The 15,771-nt window shown below is 49.1% G+C and carries 15 protein-coding genes and 1 pseudogene; 4 read left to right on the top strand and 12 right to left on the bottom strand.

From position 1 onward, the window contains the following. Positions 1–170: 170 nt before the first annotated feature. A complete protein-coding gene (locus tag J3P35_RS13105) occupies positions 171–929 on the bottom strand; it encodes a class I SAM-dependent methyltransferase (RefSeq protein ID WP_317195381.1) in 759 nt (252 codons plus the stop codon). A gap of 279 nt (positions 930–1,208) precedes the next feature. On the opposite strand from J3P35_RS13105, the gene J3P35_RS13100 reads away from it, so the two are divergent. Next, entirely contained in the window at positions 1,209–1,898 is a 690-nt protein-coding gene (locus J3P35_RS13100) for a pseudouridine synthase (protein ID WP_210465034.1), read from the top strand. 105 nt (positions 1,899–2,003) lie between these two features. On the opposite strand, the gene J3P35_RS13095 is transcribed toward J3P35_RS13100, so the two are convergent. The 6 genes and pseudogenes from J3P35_RS13095 to J3P35_RS22295 all read right to left on the bottom strand — a co-directional run. Then, on the bottom strand, positions 2,004–2,642 hold the full coding sequence (locus J3P35_RS13095; RefSeq protein WP_210465033.1) for a porin family protein: 639 nt from the start codon (positions 2,640–2,642) through the stop codon (positions 2,004–2,006). Positions 2,643–3,358: 716 nt separating this feature from the next. After that, a complete protein-coding gene (locus J3P35_RS13090; RefSeq protein WP_210465032.1) occupies positions 3,359–3,550 on the bottom strand; it encodes a cold-shock protein in 192 nt (63 codons plus the stop codon). Positions 3,551–4,014: 464 nt separating this feature from the next. Continuing rightward, entirely contained in the window at positions 4,015–4,206 is a 192-nt protein-coding gene (locus J3P35_RS13085) for a cold-shock protein (RefSeq protein WP_210465031.1), read from the bottom strand. A gap of 189 nt (positions 4,207–4,395) precedes the next feature. Continuing rightward, positions 4,396–5,553, bottom strand: coding sequence for a glycoside hydrolase family 43 protein (locus J3P35_RS13080; RefSeq protein WP_210465030.1), 1,158 nt, complete (start codon positions 5,551–5,553; stop codon positions 4,396–4,398). Between the two features lie 931 nt (positions 5,554–6,484). Then, entirely contained in the window at positions 6,485–8,530 is a 2,046-nt protein-coding gene (locus J3P35_RS13075) for a DnaJ domain-containing protein (protein ID WP_210465029.1), read from the bottom strand. 504 nt (positions 8,531–9,034) lie between these two features. After that, a pseudogene (locus J3P35_RS22295) lies at positions 9,035–9,085 on the bottom strand (hypothetical protein); the annotation flags it as partial. Between J3P35_RS22295 and J3P35_RS13070 the strand changes: the two are divergent. Next, positions 9,084–10,160, top strand: a complete 1,077-nt coding sequence (locus tag J3P35_RS13070; protein WP_394371291.1) for a PAS domain-containing sensor histidine kinase — start codon at positions 9,084–9,086, stop codon at positions 10,158–10,160. The pseudogene J3P35_RS22295 and the gene J3P35_RS13070 overlap by 2 nt on opposite strands. A 183-nt stretch (positions 10,161–10,343) precedes the next feature. Here J3P35_RS13070 and J3P35_RS13065 read toward each other — a convergent pair whose 3' ends face one another. Then, the gene (locus J3P35_RS13065; RefSeq protein ID WP_210465027.1) at positions 10,344–10,589 is read right to left on the bottom strand and encodes a hypothetical protein; all 246 of its coding nucleotides are present in this window, start codon (positions 10,587–10,589) and stop codon (positions 10,344–10,346) included. A 39-nt stretch (positions 10,590–10,628) separates the two neighbouring features. Between J3P35_RS13065 and J3P35_RS13060 the strand changes: the two genes are divergently transcribed. Then, positions 10,629–10,841: a hypothetical protein gene (locus J3P35_RS13060; protein ID WP_210465026.1), complete on the top strand. Its 213-nt coding sequence runs from the start codon at positions 10,629–10,631 to the stop codon at positions 10,839–10,841. 6 nt (positions 10,842–10,847) lie between these two features. On the opposite strand, the gene J3P35_RS13055 is transcribed toward J3P35_RS13060, so the two are convergent. Continuing rightward, positions 10,848–11,084, bottom strand: a complete 237-nt coding sequence (locus tag J3P35_RS13055; RefSeq protein WP_210465025.1) for a hypothetical protein — start codon at positions 11,082–11,084, stop codon at positions 10,848–10,850. Positions 11,085–11,465: 381 nt separating this feature from the next. On the opposite strand from J3P35_RS13055, the gene J3P35_RS13050 reads away from it, so the two are divergent. Next, positions 11,466–12,491: an alcohol dehydrogenase catalytic domain-containing protein gene (locus tag J3P35_RS13050; protein ID WP_317195380.1), complete on the top strand. Its 1,026-nt coding sequence runs from the start codon at positions 11,466–11,468 to the stop codon at positions 12,489–12,491. Between the two features lie 44 nt (positions 12,492–12,535). Here J3P35_RS13050 and J3P35_RS13045 read toward each other — a convergent pair whose 3' ends face one another. The 3 genes from J3P35_RS13045 to J3P35_RS13035 form a co-directional block, all read right to left on the bottom strand. Continuing rightward, positions 12,536–13,282, bottom strand: a complete 747-nt coding sequence (locus tag J3P35_RS13045) for a pseudouridine synthase (protein WP_210465024.1) — start codon at positions 13,280–13,282, stop codon at positions 12,536–12,538. 292 nt (positions 13,283–13,574) lie between these two features. After that, positions 13,575–14,834 (bottom strand): cysteine desulfurase-like protein, encoded by a 1,260-nt coding sequence (locus tag J3P35_RS13040; protein WP_210465023.1) that lies wholly within the window; start codon positions 14,832–14,834, stop codon positions 13,575–13,577. Positions 14,835–15,154: 320 nt separating this feature from the next. Continuing rightward, the gene (locus tag J3P35_RS13035) at positions 15,155–15,496 is read right to left on the bottom strand and encodes a hypothetical protein (protein WP_210465022.1); all 342 of its coding nucleotides are present in this window, start codon (positions 15,494–15,496) and stop codon (positions 15,155–15,157) included. Positions 15,497–15,771: the final 275 nt, after the last annotated feature.

Below are 15,771 nucleotides of genomic sequence, written 5' to 3'. Positions count from 1 at the left end.
TGATGAAGATAAGCACCAATAATCACCCCTGGAGATTCGGTCAATTGGTTATAATTCTTCCATGCTTTAGTAATCTGAATATGAAACCGGACTTGTACCGGAGTCTGCCATTCAAATACAACCTCTGGCGTCTCCCGAGTGGTAAGTCCAAGGCTTTGTGTAAGAGCCGTTTACTCCTTGGCTTTCTCATACAGCAGGAAATGCTGGATGGGTAAGAAATCCTCGCGGCGGGAGAGGGTAAAGCCGTTGGCGGAAAGTTCTTTGTTGGCCTGGGCCGCGCTCATCTTGTGGAGGGCTTTGATGGGTACCGACGGGTCCTCGGCGCGGTATTCCAGCAGGAGCAGCTTGCCGGTGGGTTTCAGGGCCCGGTGCAGGGCCTGCAGCATCTCGCGGGGGTATTCCAGTTCATGGTACACATCCACCATAATGGCCAGGTCCACCGAAACCTCGGGTAGGTTAGGCGACTGGGCGCTGCCTTTGACCACCGTTACATTGCTCAGGCCCAGTTCCTTTTTGCGGGCCTCCAAGGCCTTCACGAATGCCTCCTGCACTTCCACGGCGTACACCTTTCCCTGCGGAACCTTGGGCGCGATCCGGAAGGTGTAGTAGCCTGTGCCGGCGCCCACATCAGCGACCACGCTGTTGGGTTGGAGCTGTAGTTTGGAGATGGCCAGCGCCACGTTTTCTTCTTCCTGCCGGGTATCCCGCTCCAGCCACTCCCCACCGCTCGTGGACATGCCATGCGCAATCTCGCGGCCCAGGTACACCTTGCCGGTGCCATCCGGGTGCGGGGTTTTGGACGTGTAGACAGCGGCACTTTTCGCCTGGCTTTTCACCGGTTGCGCATCGCAGGCGGAGAAAAGCAGGGGCAACACCGCCAAAAGCAGGGAAGTGGCGGAAAGAAGCGGACGTAGAGTAAGCTTTTTCACAGACGGGAAAGGTTGGTCTTTCTATAAACCCTGTAAACGGAGGTTTGTTCTTAGAAGCTACGCAATTTCAGGAGGGCTCAAGGCTTTGCCTTTTCCTGCTCCTTCATCTTCCTGGGCAGGGTAGGTGTAACTGGTGCCTGAGTGGGGGGGCTTCCTTTCTTTCGCCCGGCCGGGGATCTTGCAAATCATTCCACCTCTCGTCAATAGTATGGGTCGGTTCCTTTACCTTTGCGGTCTCTTTATAACAGCACTTGTGGCCAACCCTTCGGTTCATTACCCATGAAATCCCTTACCTCTTCTCTTCAGTATTTCGTGGTGCAGAAAGGGAGGCTGTCTAACAAAGAAGCCATTCAGGCCATCATCTCCGGTAGGGTGCTGGTGAACGGGGCGAAAGGCCTGCTCCAGCAGGCGCTATCCGCAGGAGACGAGGTGCAGCTGGACGGACAAGTCCTCAAAGAACCCCAAACGTTTACGTACCTGGCCTACTACAAACCCCGCGGCGTGGAATCTACCCTCAACCCCGCTATTGAGAACAACCTGGCCCAAGCGCTGAACATGAACGTGCGGGTGTTCCCGGTAGGGCGGCTGGACAAAGAATCTGAAGGACTCATGTTGCTCACGGATGACGGGGCCCTCTACAACCGCATCAGCCACGCTGAAAGCCACCAAGAAAAGGAATACGTGGTGAGGGTAGACAAACCCTTAACCCCCGAAGCCTTAGAACAACTGGCCTCCGGGGTGATGATCATGGGCCAGAAGACGCGGCCAGCCCAAGTACAGAAAGTAGGAGAGAAGCAGTTTGCCATTGTGCTCACGCAGGGGCTTAACCGGCAAATCCGGCGGATGTGCTATAAGCTGGGGTATGAAGTAGAGCGGTTGGTACGGGTGCGCATGGTGAATGTGGAAGTGGGAGATTTGGAGCCGGGGGAGTGGCGAGAATTACGGGATGAAGAAATAAAAGGATATTAAAGAATAGGTATGAAAAGATTCAAAGGAATTGGCAATTAATCAAAAAAGGTATTGGTTTTATAACCAATACCTTTTTTGATTAATGAAAGGAAATAAAATAGGTCCTTATTTAAACTGGTAGAAAAACCCAATTTGTCCCGCACGGGTACGGGCAGATTGCCCTGGATAGAACCCTTCTTTGTACATATTGGATAATCCTCCATTATAACGAGCATCAAAACCTAGTCCAGATTTGGTTAAGTATCCAAAGCCAATAGTCCAGGAAACATTACCTTTTTGGATATCATCTTTTTCAAACTCATCGTTATAGGGGTCCTCGTATTTGGCACTTTTTACTAATCCTATTTGCACGCCAGTCTGTATTCTTAAGCCAGACAAAATCATATATTGAACTAAAAAAGGCATGTTTATAAAATTCAAATCAGTCTTGCCTTCATAAGGTGCAATGGTGGCAGATCCTGGAAAGTCATATAATGCTCCTTCTTTAGAATACATTAATTCTGTTTGTAGGGCCCATTTATCAGTTAAATGATAATGGGCAAGTCCACCTACGTGGAAACCTGGACGGGGATTGACCTTGTTATCTGACACCCTATCTTCATCATTGCTACTTGTCCAGTTGAAGCCTGCTTTTACTCCAAAATTTATGTTATTCCAGAACTTACTGCTTTGCGCAGAAGCCACATGAATTGTAAACACATTTAATGCAATCACACTTGAAAATAGTAAAACTGCTTTTTTCATTATACTTTTCATTTTTGGTTATTATGCTTTCTTTAAACAGAAGTAAACAAGGTTTTTAATCAATATAAATTTGCCATTCAATTGCTGCAACATAAAGTAAATTACCTCAAGTAAATTCTTTAAGAAGAGGTGACTCTAAAGGGATTGTTAGCGGCAGCTATATTTTTCTAAGCCTCTATTAAGGAAACCAAATATTTATTCATTTTTTGCTATACTGTTGCAGTCAGTAAAAGGTTCAGAAAGAGGAAGGCGTTTGGAGTCTGGTACTCCAGCTTGGTTTCCAGTAAGTCACTTTGCTAAAACGTTTCTCACTAGTGGTACTCAGAACCAGCATGGATTTGAAAATTGATCTCCTGCTTGCAAAACTCAAAATGCTCAGGGAGGTGCTTCACGAATAAGCAGGAAGAGCACGTAGCCTTAGTCCTGGCTCTCGGATGCGGAGCCACTCAGTTTATTGACCAAGTACTAAAGGTATTTCCCATTTCTACATCGCCTTTAGGCTGTGACCCTTTGGATTTCTTCCTCAATTTGTGTATTTGGTAGTGTAGAACAGAGATCTTATGGTATTCAGATTTAGGGTTCTAAAGGAGTTTAACGGAGTGGAATGAAGGGTATATAGCAAGACCTTTAAAGTCATTGGGTAATAGACTTTGGACACAAAAAAAGCCCCTCCGGTGCGGGAGAGGCTTTAAAGGCAATAGGTTTATGACAAATGACTACGCCAGTTGTACATTGGTGGCGTTGAGTCCTTTTCTTCCTTCTTTGAGCTCATAGGTTACTTCGTCGTTCTCTCTGATCTCGTCGATCAAACCAGATACGTGCACGAAGTACTCCTGAGATGTTTTTGCGTCTTTAATAAAACCGAAACCTTTTTCGGAATTAAAGAATTTTACTGTTCCTTGATTCATATTGTTGTTCATTGTACCCTTAAGACACGGGCCTTGAGGTATTCGTTCATTCCCACCGCAAGATAAACGGAATACTTTCCAGAGCCTGGTTTAATGCTTGCTAAGGCCATTTTCTGGCTTCTTCCAAATACTGCCGTTGAGCTTCTGTGCCTGCAAGGTCTTGCCAGCCTATGGAAAAGGGCAGGAGAAGCTAGTCTGCCGAGGCGGTTCTTGCCTGGGCAGATCTCCTTTCAAAGGCTTTCGGATGGATGCGCTGTTTAGGGCCTGGTTTCTTAGAAACAGGCTTTAAACGGACGCGGGTTTCCCCTGAACTTTCTCCATCCTCCCTAAGTGCAAAGGACAGGTTGTGAGGGTTCGCCTCACGCCAGGGGCATGCCCTTCTGGATCTCCTTGGGTGTACTTGCAAAAGCCCCTTATACAGAAGAGGCCCTTGGGGTACATCTATCGTTGTTTTTGGGGAATACTTACGCCAGTTTCACGTTGGTGGCGTTGAGGCCTTTGCGGCCTTCCTGAAGCTCATAGATCACTTCATCGTCCTCGCTGATTTGGTCTATGAGGCCAGACACGTGCACGAAGTATTCCTTGTTAGATTGGGTGTCTGTTATAAAGCCGAAGCCCTTATCTGAGTTGTAGAATTTTACCGTCCCGTGGTTCATAAATTTGTTGTAAATACCTAGTCGACAATCCTATACGGGGATTTTCTACTTAGGTGTACAAGGAAAACCAGAAACTTTTACAAACCCCATTTAAAGGCTCCTAGAGCCTATAAAGCCCGAAAATAATTTAAAATCTTAGCCCCGGTTCAGGTGAAAAACCCATTTCCGGAGCCAAAATTTTACCGAGCTTTACTTCTTACCCAGGGGCAATGGCTTGGGCGAGGTGCTGGGGCCTTCCACCACCAGTCTGCCGTCTTTCTGGATCTTCATGGGATCAATGAACACCACGCGCTCATCGCCGGTAGCTTTGGTGCGGCCGTGGTACACGCAGAACATCTGCTTGCCATCTGGCGAGAACGCCACGCTATTGTGGCCCGTGCCGGTCACCAGTCCGCCTTTGGGCGTGTTCTTCTGCAAAACCGGGTTGTTCTCGGCTTTCTTGAACGGGCCCAGCGGACTTTTAGACGTGGCGTAACCCACCGCGTAGTGCTCGCCCCCGAAGTGATTTGCGGAGTACATCATGTAATAGGTATCGCCGTGCTTAAAGGTATAGGAACCCTCGGTCCAGCGACGGTTCACTTCTTTGGCCGTGACCGAACGGCTTTCCCACTCAGACTGCGAATCGTTCATTTTCACCGGCGGCCTCAGGAGCAGTACCGGTTCGCCGATCACACCGCTGAAATCGGGCTTCAGTTCCACCCCGTAGATCCAGCTTTCCTCAATCTCGGGGAACAGGCCGGTTTTCTTCGCCCAGCTAGCCACCTCGCTCTCCACGGGGTGTTTGTAGCAGCAGCGCGAGTAATACAGGTACATCTTTCCGCTGGGGTCTATGTACAGGTTAGCATCAATGATGGGGTAGCCCGGATCAAAGATAGGTTTGTCGCTGAGGTGCTTGAAGGGGCCGGTAGGTTTATCGGCCACGGCTACGCCGATCCGGAAGTTCTCTTCCTCGTTGGTGGGGTTATGGCGCCAGTCGGCGGAGTAGAACAGGTAGTACTTGTCTTTGACGCGGTACACCTCGGGCGCCCAGAAGTTCTTCTCGTCCCAGGAGCCCGGGATGTTGCCCCTGAACACCTGCCCCTCGGGTTTCCAGTTCACCAGGTCCTTGGAAGAATACGTCCCGAAACCATCTTTGGCCCCGCCGCCGGTGCCGTACATGTAATACGTTTGGGTAGGCGCATCATACAGCACATACGGGTCGCCAATGGCTACCGGCATCGGGTTCTTGTACATGCCCGGCTTCACCGCTGCGGGGGCAGGTGCCTGGGCCTGGCCTTGCGCCGAAAGATCTGAATGGGCTAACAGCAAACCAAAGGATATCGCTAAAACACTTTTTGTCCAGTACATACGCAAAGAGGTTGGTTCTAGTAAGATTAAAGCTACTAAAAAGAAAGCAGCCCCGGAAAAAAGCCGTCGTTTCCATCCATTTTAAGCCCGATTTTAGAAAGACGGTCAAAAAGTAGCAGCATAAGAGAAACAGCCGTTCCCTTCACATCACAAGCCCTGTGTAGAGACCAGGCACCGCCTTGTCTCCTACGCATGTCCCCTCGCTACACCGGCATTTCAAAGGAGTGCTGGGCAAGAAGCATTCCCCCGCTGGCGCGAGCGTCCCGCTCGTGTCCGCACGCATATTGAATCAAAAGGCCTGTCCTCTTTTGTCATCCTGAAAGGGTCTTGTGGGCGAACAGTAATGACATTTTTTTACGCTTTTATAGTTCGCCCACAAGATCTTTCCAAGATGAAAAGAGAGGGAAGTGCTTTACGGGAAGTTGCTTTACCATGCATCAGAATACCTGAACAATTAAAAGCAGATGGCAAAAGAGGATTAGGAATGCGTACGGACACGAGCGGGACGCTCGCGCCAGCGAATGACAGGGTAGGATGTAGGGCAATCCCTGTGGTTGCCCATGCGCATTCCATCCGTCAACCGGTTGTCGGTTATAACACCAAAAACGGCGAGGCTGCTGCTAACCGGCGAATCAGCTTTTGTAATTAAAAATTAACGGCAGGAAACGACTTTAAGCCTGGTTCTTGAAGCTTGGTTCTTTAACCCTGGTTTAAGTTTTCAACTTGGACCTATTATGGTCTGCAGTTTGAAACTGCAGTGAGGCCTTAGCCTCAAAATGATCATTCCTTAACTACCTATTAGCTCCATGAAGCCGGCTTAGGCTAGAATAAACCAGCCCAGCCATCATCCCGATAAAAGCATGATGCATCTTACCGGAATCTACTTTGCCTTAATGCATTGCCTGCAACTCCCGGTACTCCATGCCACCTTCTAAAAAATGCTCTTCAGCTTAGACAACTTCAGAATTTTGTCTTTCACCATGAAGTGGGCCTTGGTGAGTTGGCGGCCGGTCTCGTCATAGATCTCTACGCGGTGGTCTCCGGCCACGAAGGTCGTGTCTCGGTCGCTGCCCCAACCTGAAAGGTACAGGTATTCATCATCGGGGCTGTAGCTGAGGGTGGCCGCAAATGAGTAGCCGGTAGGAGAGGACTTGGGGTTGAAATACAACTGGCCGTTGGGCTTCACATACTTTACCAGCACGTTCAACTTGCCGGGTTTATCGGAGAGCACGGCAATCTTCATGCGGCTGAAGATGTATTTGATCTCGGTGCGGTCAAAGGAATCACCATAGACCTTAGGTGCCGCTGAGTTAAAGAAGTCCATGTGCTCCACCAAAAACGGTTGCAGGTGCGCCAGGTGCGCGAAGCGGCCTTTAACCGCCACCAGTTCTTTCTGCAGTTCGGTTACCTTCTGCTGCTGGGTTGCTTTCTCTTTCTCCAGTTCCTGAATTTTGCTTTGGGCGGCGCGTTTCAGGGCCCCTTCCTGTTCCAGGTCTTTGGCCTTGCGCTGAAGTTCCTGTTGGCCCGCGGCGGTGGCTTTCTTTTGGTCTTCCAATTCTTTCTGCAGGGCCTCCTTTTGGGCAGTGGCGGTTTGCAAGGCCTGGGCTCTGGCCTGCAACTCGGTTTGGTCTTTACCGGCTTGCGCTTCCAGTTTCTGGATGGTGGCGTGCAGTTTGGTTTCCTTCTGGGTTAGGGCCTTTAGCTTATCCTGCAGTTCCCCCAGTTTTTGCGTTATTTGGGTATATTCCTCAGTTTTAGCCTTGAGCAGCGCTCCCTGGCGGGCTGCCTCTTGTTCCAGCTCCTGGATTCTGGCTTGCTGCGCTTGTTTCTCCTTGATTTCCGCTTCTAGTTCCTGAGATTTGCGGTGCAATTGTTCCTGCTGCTGGGCAGCCTGCTCTGTAAGTGTCTGGATTTTGGCCTGTAGTTCCTGTTTCAGAGCTTTTTCTTGCTGCAGGCTTTTGGTTTTATCCTGGAGCACCTGTTTCAGCTGCTCGGCGGCCAGTTCCAGGTCATGGACCTGGTTCTGCAACGCCTGTTTCTGGGTGGTGATTTCCAGGAGCTGGTTCTGCTGGTGGCGGGTTTTCTCGTTCTTTTCGCCTTTGGCTACTGGCACCTGGGTAGGTTCTGGCTTTCGGCTTTCCAGCTCCTGCAGGTGAGTTTGAAGGGTTTTGCGGTGCTGCAGCGTCAGTTCAAGCTCCCGGGTTTTGCCTTGGAGCTCAGTCTTTACCTGCTCGGCTTGTCTTTCCAGTTCCTCCATCCGGGCTTTCTGCTGGGCCGCCTCCTGGGCCAGGGCCTGCAATTGTTTCTCGCGCGCTTGCGCCTGACCGGCTTCCAGCACCAGGTCCTGCAATCGTTTTTCCAGTTTTAGCTTGTGCTGGGTCTGTTGGGTTAGTTCCTGGTCTTTGCCGGCAATTTCCTTCTGCGCGCCTTGCAGTTCCTGTTCCAGGGCCTGGATTCTGCGCTGGAATTCCTGTTCGCGGCTGCGGTCCGGCGCTTTCTCTACCACGATAGCCGGGCGTTTGCTGAGATAGGCGGTTTCCTGCTCCAGTTCCTTTACTTTGCTCTGCAAGAGGCTGCGCTCGTTCTTTACTTCGAACAAGGCTTTTACAAAGTACTCAAGCTCCTGGTGCAGTGATTTTTTCTCGGCCTGCAAAGTGGCCATCTGCTCGTTTTGGTCCCGTAATTTCAATTCCAGCCTTGAAACCTGATACTCCAGGTTCACCAGGTTACTAGGGATAGGGGGAGCATTGTTGGTGATGGCGGGCCTGAAGCGGCGGGTGTCATAGCTCCGCTTTTTGTCCTGGTCAGAAAGAATTTCATATGCTTCTTTTACTTCCTTAAAATATTCCTCAAAAAAGGTCTCTCCCTGGTTCAGATCGGGGTGGATTCTTTTGGACAGTTTGCGGTATGCATCCTTGATCTCCAGCGGAGACGCCGATTCCTTTATGCCAAGCAATTGGTAGTAGTTCTTCTGCATATAAAATTTTTTCTGATGAATCCTTAATGGCTTACCTTCTGCTTTCTTTCCCTTGTGCCTAACTTTGGCGCAGAAGCTTACTTTACATAAAATATTGGTTTTATAATCTTCTAATATAGCTATAATTATAATTAATCAAAATATATTTTTACCAGATATAATTTTGTTACTTTTTTAGCCCAATCAGTTTCTCCTGATTTGTTTTCATCTAAACCTATTGTCTTTTCTGTAAACCGGGCTTTAAAAGTTAAAAGCGGTTTTCTGCATGTTTCATAAAAATGGCCTTAAATCAGCTATCCCCCTGTTGCTTTGCCTACCATCAGAAAAAGTTATCCTGAGTATCAGCTAATAAGAAGGCGTTGGATTGATATCCTTTTCTCTGGCCAGAATTGGGGATCAAGGATTGCGGAAAAGCAGGATGCGTGGTCCGTATTTTTGCTTAGCTAAACATTTCCTCTCTTTTTTTGGTAGATTGGAGAGCGATGACTTTAGATGTACCTGTCATTACTGCAACATGGAAACCCAGAATCCTTCTTCAGGCTTATACCAGGTTCTGTTAGAACAAACCGGACAGGCTTTTTTTGCTTATGATGTAGCCGCAGAAGCATTTGCGTATCAAAGTCCTGAGTTCCTAGCCTCTTTCAAGATTTCTACTGGAAGTGCCCAACCCCAGACTTTACTCTCCTTTGTACACCCAGAAGATCAGGAATTTGTGCAGGATTGGTTTGCGCAATTGCAAAACCAGCGGGTACCCACCTCCATTGAGTTCAGGGTACAGTTCCCTGATTTGGAGGAGCAATGGGTTTGCCTTACCGCCTCACTGGTAGACAATGATTCTGGAAAACTGTTGGTAGGCCACATGGAGGATATAAGTGCCGCCAGGCGGTACAATGATCACCTGAAGCGGTTTTCGAATAAGAAGAACAGTGTGCTCAACATTCTGGCCCATGACCTGGCTGGACCCCTAGGGATGATCCAGAACCTGTCTGGGTTGCTGGCCGATCAACTGAAGGACCACCAGGATGAGGATACCCAGCATGTACTGAACCTTATTGAACGCATCAGCAAGCAAGGTTCTGATATGCTCAGGGAGTTCATGAACCAGGAATTTCTGGAGTCTTCCCACACCAATCTGGTAACCCGCAGGGTGAACCTGGTGGAGAAGATGAGGGAAGCCATGATTGAGTATGAAATACTTGGCGTGGAACTGCTGCCGCTGGCAGTAAATTTCGTTTCCAGCGCCGACGAGATCTTCGTGGAGATTGATGACCTTAAGTTTATGCAGGTCATCACCAACCTTATCTCCAACGCACTCAAATTTACCCCAGATGGTGGCTCTATTACCGTAAGCTTGGAAGAGGTAGGAGATGCAGTGTTGGTGAAGGTAGCCGATACCGGAATTGGAATCCCGGAAAGGTTACAGGAAAACCTGTTCGAGAAATTTACGCCTGCCCGGAGACCTGGCTTGAAGGGAGAAACCACCGTTGGGCTGGGCTTATCCATCGTGAAAACCATTGTGGAATGGCACCGCGGAGAAATCTGGTTTGAGAGCACCGAAGGCAAAGGCACCACCTTTTTTATCAGGATACCCAAAAAGCACACCGGTAAGCCAACGCAGCCCAGAGCTTAGTTTCTTAAACCTACAGATCTGCCGTAGAAATACGGCCTGTTTTTGCATTCCCGGGCCAAAACATAGATGAAGGAAGGCGTCAATAAAATCAGGCTGAGCTCTCTTTATGAAGTGTTAGAGGGAGATGAAGGCTTTCCTTATCCCTTATAGCGAGCGAATCCTTAAGTTGAAAATCCTGGGAGGCTACGCCTGATGCCGCCGGGCACGGATCACCCCGGTTTTGGTGAGGTACAGCAGGGGAGGTTCATTAAGGGAGCTGATGGCCACTAAACCTTCCTCAGAGAGTTCTTTGCAAAGCACCAGGACACAGTGCAGCGGCAGATGGGTTTCCTCAGCAATCTCCCATGAAAGGGTAGGATGATCATAAGGCTCCGGAAGTTTCCCCACCTTAGCCAGCAAAGCCAACAGTATAGAATCTTTTCTCTCCATAAACCACTCAAAAATTAAAGCCTTGCCAGTTGTTACCCGATGAACGAAAACACCGCCACGGCTCTGTTCTCCTCTAAAATCTATTCCTACTTTTTAACTGTTTTTGGGCCTGGTTCGAAGAAAAACAAAGGGAATTTACACGGTCATCCTGTCCTTGTTTCCGGGCTGTTTTTCAAAAAAACCTGTTGCAAAAGGGTTATCCCAGGTAAGAAAGCTGATTTGCAACATGCGCAGGTCTTTCATTGTGGGTGAAGACCTTTATCTGGGAAGATTGGTTTCCTGGGTAGCCAATATGTAGTAAGAGTCTACAGAATCTTCTTTGATGGAAAACGCCACCGGATTGCATTCTTCTCCCTCCGTTTCCTCCTGCGGGAAGTAATAGGTTATGTTTATCCCAAACAGACTGAAGCCCTTTGACGTGAGTTTTGGGGCATAGTGGTCCAGAATAACTTCTAGTACTTCTTTGGAAACCTGTTCCTTAGCATATCTTTCCATGCCTATTGTACTACAAATTGCGTGCTGAAATTTATTTATAAGCAATATTGTATTTTGGTTAGACAAAAACAACAAAGTTCAAGCATGAGGCCTGAATTACTTGTTAGACGCTGTCCGTTTGTGTTCAATATTTCCATCAGGTTCAACCTCTATCAGAAAGAAAAAGCCAGCCTCACATTGGACCTTCCTTCGTTCTAGTAAATGCTTCTAGCAATTATTGCCCCAAATTTTATTTCGCCTTCTTTCTATGGAGGAAGCATAGCTATTTAAATCAATAGGTGAATGGTTGGATTTTTTATTTTTTACCCCTTCTACTACCAAAAAGAGCTAACCTGGTAGCCGGTGTCTCGTTGTGGTATTAGCCTATTAATTTATAATCAGATGATGCTCACCCGCCAGGTTTACCGCATGCCCAAAGCAGGCTCCTTACATGACCTTGCCCTGCAAACAGAGCGCATAAGCTATCCAAAACCCGATGAAGTGTGCGTTCAGGTGAAGGCCATCGGGCTTAATTTCGCCGATATTTTTGCCATGCAGGGGCTTTACAGTGCGACCCCTGCAGGTTCCTTTATTCCGGGCCTGGAATTCTCAGGGGTGGTGGTGGCCGTTGGGTCAGGAGTAGCAGAATGGCAAGTAGGCGACCGGGTCATGGGTGCCACTAAGTTTGGCGGTTATGTCTCGCATCTGAATATTAACCACCGGTATGTCATTGCCTTGCCCCAGGAGTGGAGCTTTGAGGAAGGGGCGGGGTTCCTGGTGCAGGGACTCACCGCCTACTATGCCCTCACCCAATTGGGGAACCTACAGCCGGGCATGACAGTGCTCATCCATAGCGCCGCCGGTGGGGTGGGCATCCTGGCCAACCGCATCTGTAAAAAACTGGGGACATATACCATAGGCAGTGTGGGACAGGAAAACAAAGTCAGGTTTTTACAGGAAGAAGAGGCCTATGATGCGGTTATCCTGCGGGGTGGTGATTTCAAGAGAAAGTTAGAGGAAGCCTTGCGTGGGCGCCCATTGGAATTGATTATGGAATGCATTGGCGGGAAAATTCTGCAGCAAGGCTGGGAAATCATGGCACCCATGGGCCGGATGGTGGTGTACGGCAATGCCAGTTTCTCCAGCTACGGCGCAAAACCCAATTACCCTAAACTCATCTGGAAGTTTCTGCGGCGCCCGCAAATAGACCCGCTCAAGTTACCTACCTTGAACAAATCACTCATGGGCTTCAACCTCATCTACCTCTACGAGCAGACAGATTTGATGCACCGCTTGCTCCGGGAGTTGCAGGACCTCGGCCTTAAGCCCCAGCACATTGGGCACGTGTTTGAATTTAACCAAATGTACGAGGCCATTAGGCTATTCCAAAGCGGCAAAACCGTAGGAAAGGTGGTGGTGAGGGTATAGGTTAAAACATTGTACCAGTTTAGATTGGATGGTTGACCAATGGATCACTCACTAATGGGCGGCACTGGCAACGGAAGTTCCTGCTGTTGGTCCACTATCTCTAACCAGGAAAACTCCTGGCAAAGGCGGCGCATGTTCTCTGGCATAGAGGCTTTTATTTCCACGTTTTCGCCGGTAAACGGATGCTCAAAACTTAAGGAAGCAGAATGCAGCAGCATGGTTGAACTTTGCAGTTGCTCCAGGAACATGAGGTTATGGCGCCAGTCGCCGTGCTTTTTATCCCCAATAATATAGTGCCGGAGGTGCGCAAAGTGTTTCCTGATCTGGTGCATGCGGCCGGTCTCCGGCTTGATCTTGACCAGGCTGTAGCGGGCGGTTTGGTAGCGACCCACAGGGATGGGCAATTCCACAGTGGCCAAACGGCTGAAGTGGGTGATGGCATCCTGGGCTTCTTTGTGCTGGTGGTCTTTGTCAGGGCGGATGGGGCTGTCAATGGTGCCTGCCTCGGGGGCGTACCCACGCACGATAGCAAAATAGGTTTTATCCGGTTGCCGCTCGGCAAAGGCTTTCACCAATGGGGCTGTCGCTTCCGGTGATTTGGCAAAAAGCAGCACGCCAGAGGTTCCCCGGTCCAGGCGGTGCACGGCGTGTACGCGTATCCCCAGTTGGTCGCGCAGCAGTTGCAGGGCAAACTCCTTTTTCTCTTCGGCAATGCGGGTGCGGTGCACCAGTAAACCGTTGGGCTTGTTGATGGCCACGTAGTGCGCATCTTCATAGATTATCTCCAGCACCTTTTTCTTCTTTTTGAGGCTGCAAATTAAGGAGAATAATCCACTCACCGCAGAAGATCACATCAGCCCCTGTCTTATGGTTCAATACCTACCAGGTAGTACCGTTATTTCCCCATGGGCCAGAGACAGAACAAACGCATACCAGCATCTAGTGGCTTTTTCTTAGGTGAGAAAAGTGAAGCTACCAAGCCTCTTGATAAACGCATCTCCAGAGGCTTGGTAGCTTCATTATGGAATAACCTTTAAAGCTGTTTAGGAACCGATTTTCCGAAAACAGCCCCTAAACAAAAGCCTATACCTGAGAAGGCTGTGGCTTCTTTACCTGGGTTGAAATAAACTCCTGCAAGGCTTGTTCAAATAGCTGAATCTCCTCCAAAGTATTGTAAGGCGCCAACCCGATGCGAACCCAGCCGCCCAAAGGATTTACTTGTAGCTTCTCAGCCAAAGTGGAGGCGTAAAAGTGTCCATCGGCGATGCACATGTTGTAGTTCCGGGCAAACCATGTGGTGACTTCGCGGGCGTTCACGTTCTCTATGGTAAAAGCAAACGTTGGCGTTTTAGGAGTGCCCTCCGGCGCGCGGTAAAGACGTACTTCCGGGGTATTCATCAAGATGCTTTCCACCCGGTAGGCCAGTTCGTCTTCATGGTTGGCAATGCGCAGCATGCCGGAAGTGAGTTGCTCCCTCCTGGTGGAACCTTCGCCTAAGCTTTGGATGAATTGTATGGCGCCCACCAGCCCCGCAATGCCCTCGTGGTTTTGGGTGCCTGTTTCCAGTTTATCGGGGATTGCCTGGGGAGCCGGGGCCAGTTTGTACACTGGTAGTTTCTCAAACAAAGAAGCAGCAATCACGGCAATGCCCAGGTGAGGACCGAAGAACTTGTAAGCCGAGCACAACAGCACGTCGCAGCCCAGTTTTTTGAAATCCATGGTCAGGTGCGGCACCGCATGCACGGCATCTATCACCACCAGCGCGTTCACCTCCTTGGCCCGGGCGATGATGCTTTGTACATCGGTGACGGTGCCGGTCACGTTGGAAGACAAACCCACTGCCACCAGCTTGGTGTTCTCGGTGATGATCTCGTTCAGGCTGCCTAGTTCCAGGGTGTAGGTATTGGGGTTGGCGGGAATAAACTTCACGGTAGCGCCTTTATCATTCGCCAGGGTTACCCACGGATCCACGTTGGCCCGGTGATCCAGCTCCGTGACCACTACCTCGTCAGAACTGGTGAGGAACGGTCCTAGGCTGCGCGCAATGGAAAACGCAAGCGAGGTCATGTTCTGCCCGAAGGCCACCTCTGTAGAGGCGCAGTTCAGCAGATCGGCAACGGCTTTTCTGCCTTCCAGCAGAAGATCATCGGTACGGATACTAGTGGGGAAGGCGCCGTGCAGGTTGGCCATGCCCTGCGAGATGTAGCCCACCATAGCATCTACTGCCTGTTGGGCCATTTGGGTGCCGCCCGGTCCATCAAAAAAGAGGAAAGGCTTCTTGTTTTCTACTGGTCTCAAGGCCGGAAACGCCTCCCGTAACTGCTGTTCTGAAAACTGACTCATGGGCTGTCTGTTGGTTTGTGTAGGTCTTACATTTGGGGCCGTTTTCCTGAGATCGGCCCTAAACAAATAGCGTAAGTTATGACATTTTCCGGTAACAGACCCGATGTAAGGTAATGGTTTGTTTTGCTGCAGCCAGATAAAAGGAAACAGTTTTCTTGTTAAGGTCAAGCCCTTAAGTTTCTCCCCAACACCATTGGCGGCAAATGGGAGATTCTTAGAGCAAAACATTAATTGGATAGGAGGGATCTAAGAAGAGAGAAGGCCAGGCAGAATATGTTGGATTACTAAGGGCAGTAGGGTGTAAACATGGGAACCAGCTTTTAGATGAAGGCCAAGTCTCCTGCGCAAGTAGGTTGGGGCGCCTTTTGATTCAGATTAAGCTGGAGTACGGTTCCCAGTTCCTCGGGGGAATGGACACTGACCCTGGTTAACACGATGGTAGGTCTTTGGCCCAGGCTGGTGAAGATGTAATTGCTCTTGATGAGGTAGCCATCTTTATCCCGGAAGTAGAAGCAAGTCTGGTCGTAACCCAGGTAAGTGATATTGATCAGGTATTGCCCAAAGTGGGAATGATCATCTATAAAGGAGGTGGCACAGATATACTCCCAGGGCGAAAACGCCTCACCCGTTACCAGTTTCAACAGGTTCTGGTTTCTCATCATGTGCTGCAGATTTGACAGCTTTAAATTTTGGGTTAATCTCAGGAATTGTCCTAAGGGTATAGAATTCTGCATAAAACTTAAGGGGTAATTGGTGATTGAATAAAGTATGCATTAAAGTTTAGTTGAATGTAAGTAAAGTATTGTTTGAGAAATGATGTAAGTGGTTAAGGAATAGTTAATTATTGAATGGTATATAAAATGTTTGTTTAGTTAAGTCTAAGAAGGTATTTAGAGCCTATTTTTTAAAAAACACCGGCAAAAGAGAGGATGAAACC

The sequence above is a fragment of the Rufibacter roseolus genome (assembly GCF_017916365.1).
Classification (GTDB): domain Bacteria; phylum Bacteroidota; class Bacteroidia; order Cytophagales; family Hymenobacteraceae; genus Nibribacter; species Nibribacter roseolus.
Note: the sequence above shows the minus strand (reverse complement) of the source record. Positions and strands in the feature narration are given on the sequence as shown.

Bases quoted from the DNA above. Each gene is read 5' to 3' on its own strand.
- J3P35_RS13100 (WP_210465034.1), top strand. From the start codon at position 1,209: ATGAAATCCCTTACCTCTTCTCTTCAGTATTTCGTGGTGCAGAAAGGG.
- J3P35_RS13095 (WP_210465033.1), bottom strand. From the start codon at position 2,642: ATGAAAAAAGCAGTTTTACTATTTTCAAGTGTGATTGCATTAAATGTG.
- J3P35_RS13090 (WP_210465032.1), bottom strand. From the start codon at position 3,550: ATGAATCAAGGAACAGTAAAATTCTTTAATTCCGAAAAAGGTTTCGGT.
- J3P35_RS13085 (WP_210465031.1), bottom strand. From the start codon at position 4,206: ATGAACCACGGGACGGTAAAATTCTACAACTCAGATAAGGGCTTCGGC.
- J3P35_RS13080 (WP_210465030.1), bottom strand. From the start codon at position 5,553: ATGTACTGGACAAAAAGTGTTTTAGCGATATCCTTTGGTTTGCTGTTA.
- J3P35_RS13075 (WP_210465029.1), bottom strand. From the start codon at position 8,530: ATGCAGAAGAACTACTACCAATTGCTTGGCATAAAGGAATCGGCGTCT.
- J3P35_RS13065 (WP_210465027.1), bottom strand. From the start codon at position 10,589: ATGGAGAGAAAAGATTCTATACTGTTGGCTTTGCTGGCTAAGGTGGGG.
- J3P35_RS13060 (WP_210465026.1), top strand. From the start codon at position 10,629: ATGAACGAAAACACCGCCACGGCTCTGTTCTCCTCTAAAATCTATTCC.
- J3P35_RS13055 (WP_210465025.1), bottom strand. From the start codon at position 11,084: ATGGAAAGATATGCTAAGGAACAGGTTTCCAAAGAAGTACTAGAAGTT.
- J3P35_RS13050 (WP_317195380.1), top strand. From the start codon at position 11,466: ATGATGCTCACCCGCCAGGTTTACCGCATGCCCAAAGCAGGCTCCTTA.
- J3P35_RS13040 (WP_210465023.1), bottom strand. From the start codon at position 14,834: ATGAGTCAGTTTTCAGAACAGCAGTTACGGGAGGCGTTTCCGGCCTTG.
- J3P35_RS13035 (WP_210465022.1), bottom strand. From the start codon at position 15,496: ATGATGAGAAACCAGAACCTGTTGAAACTGGTAACGGGTGAGGCGTTT.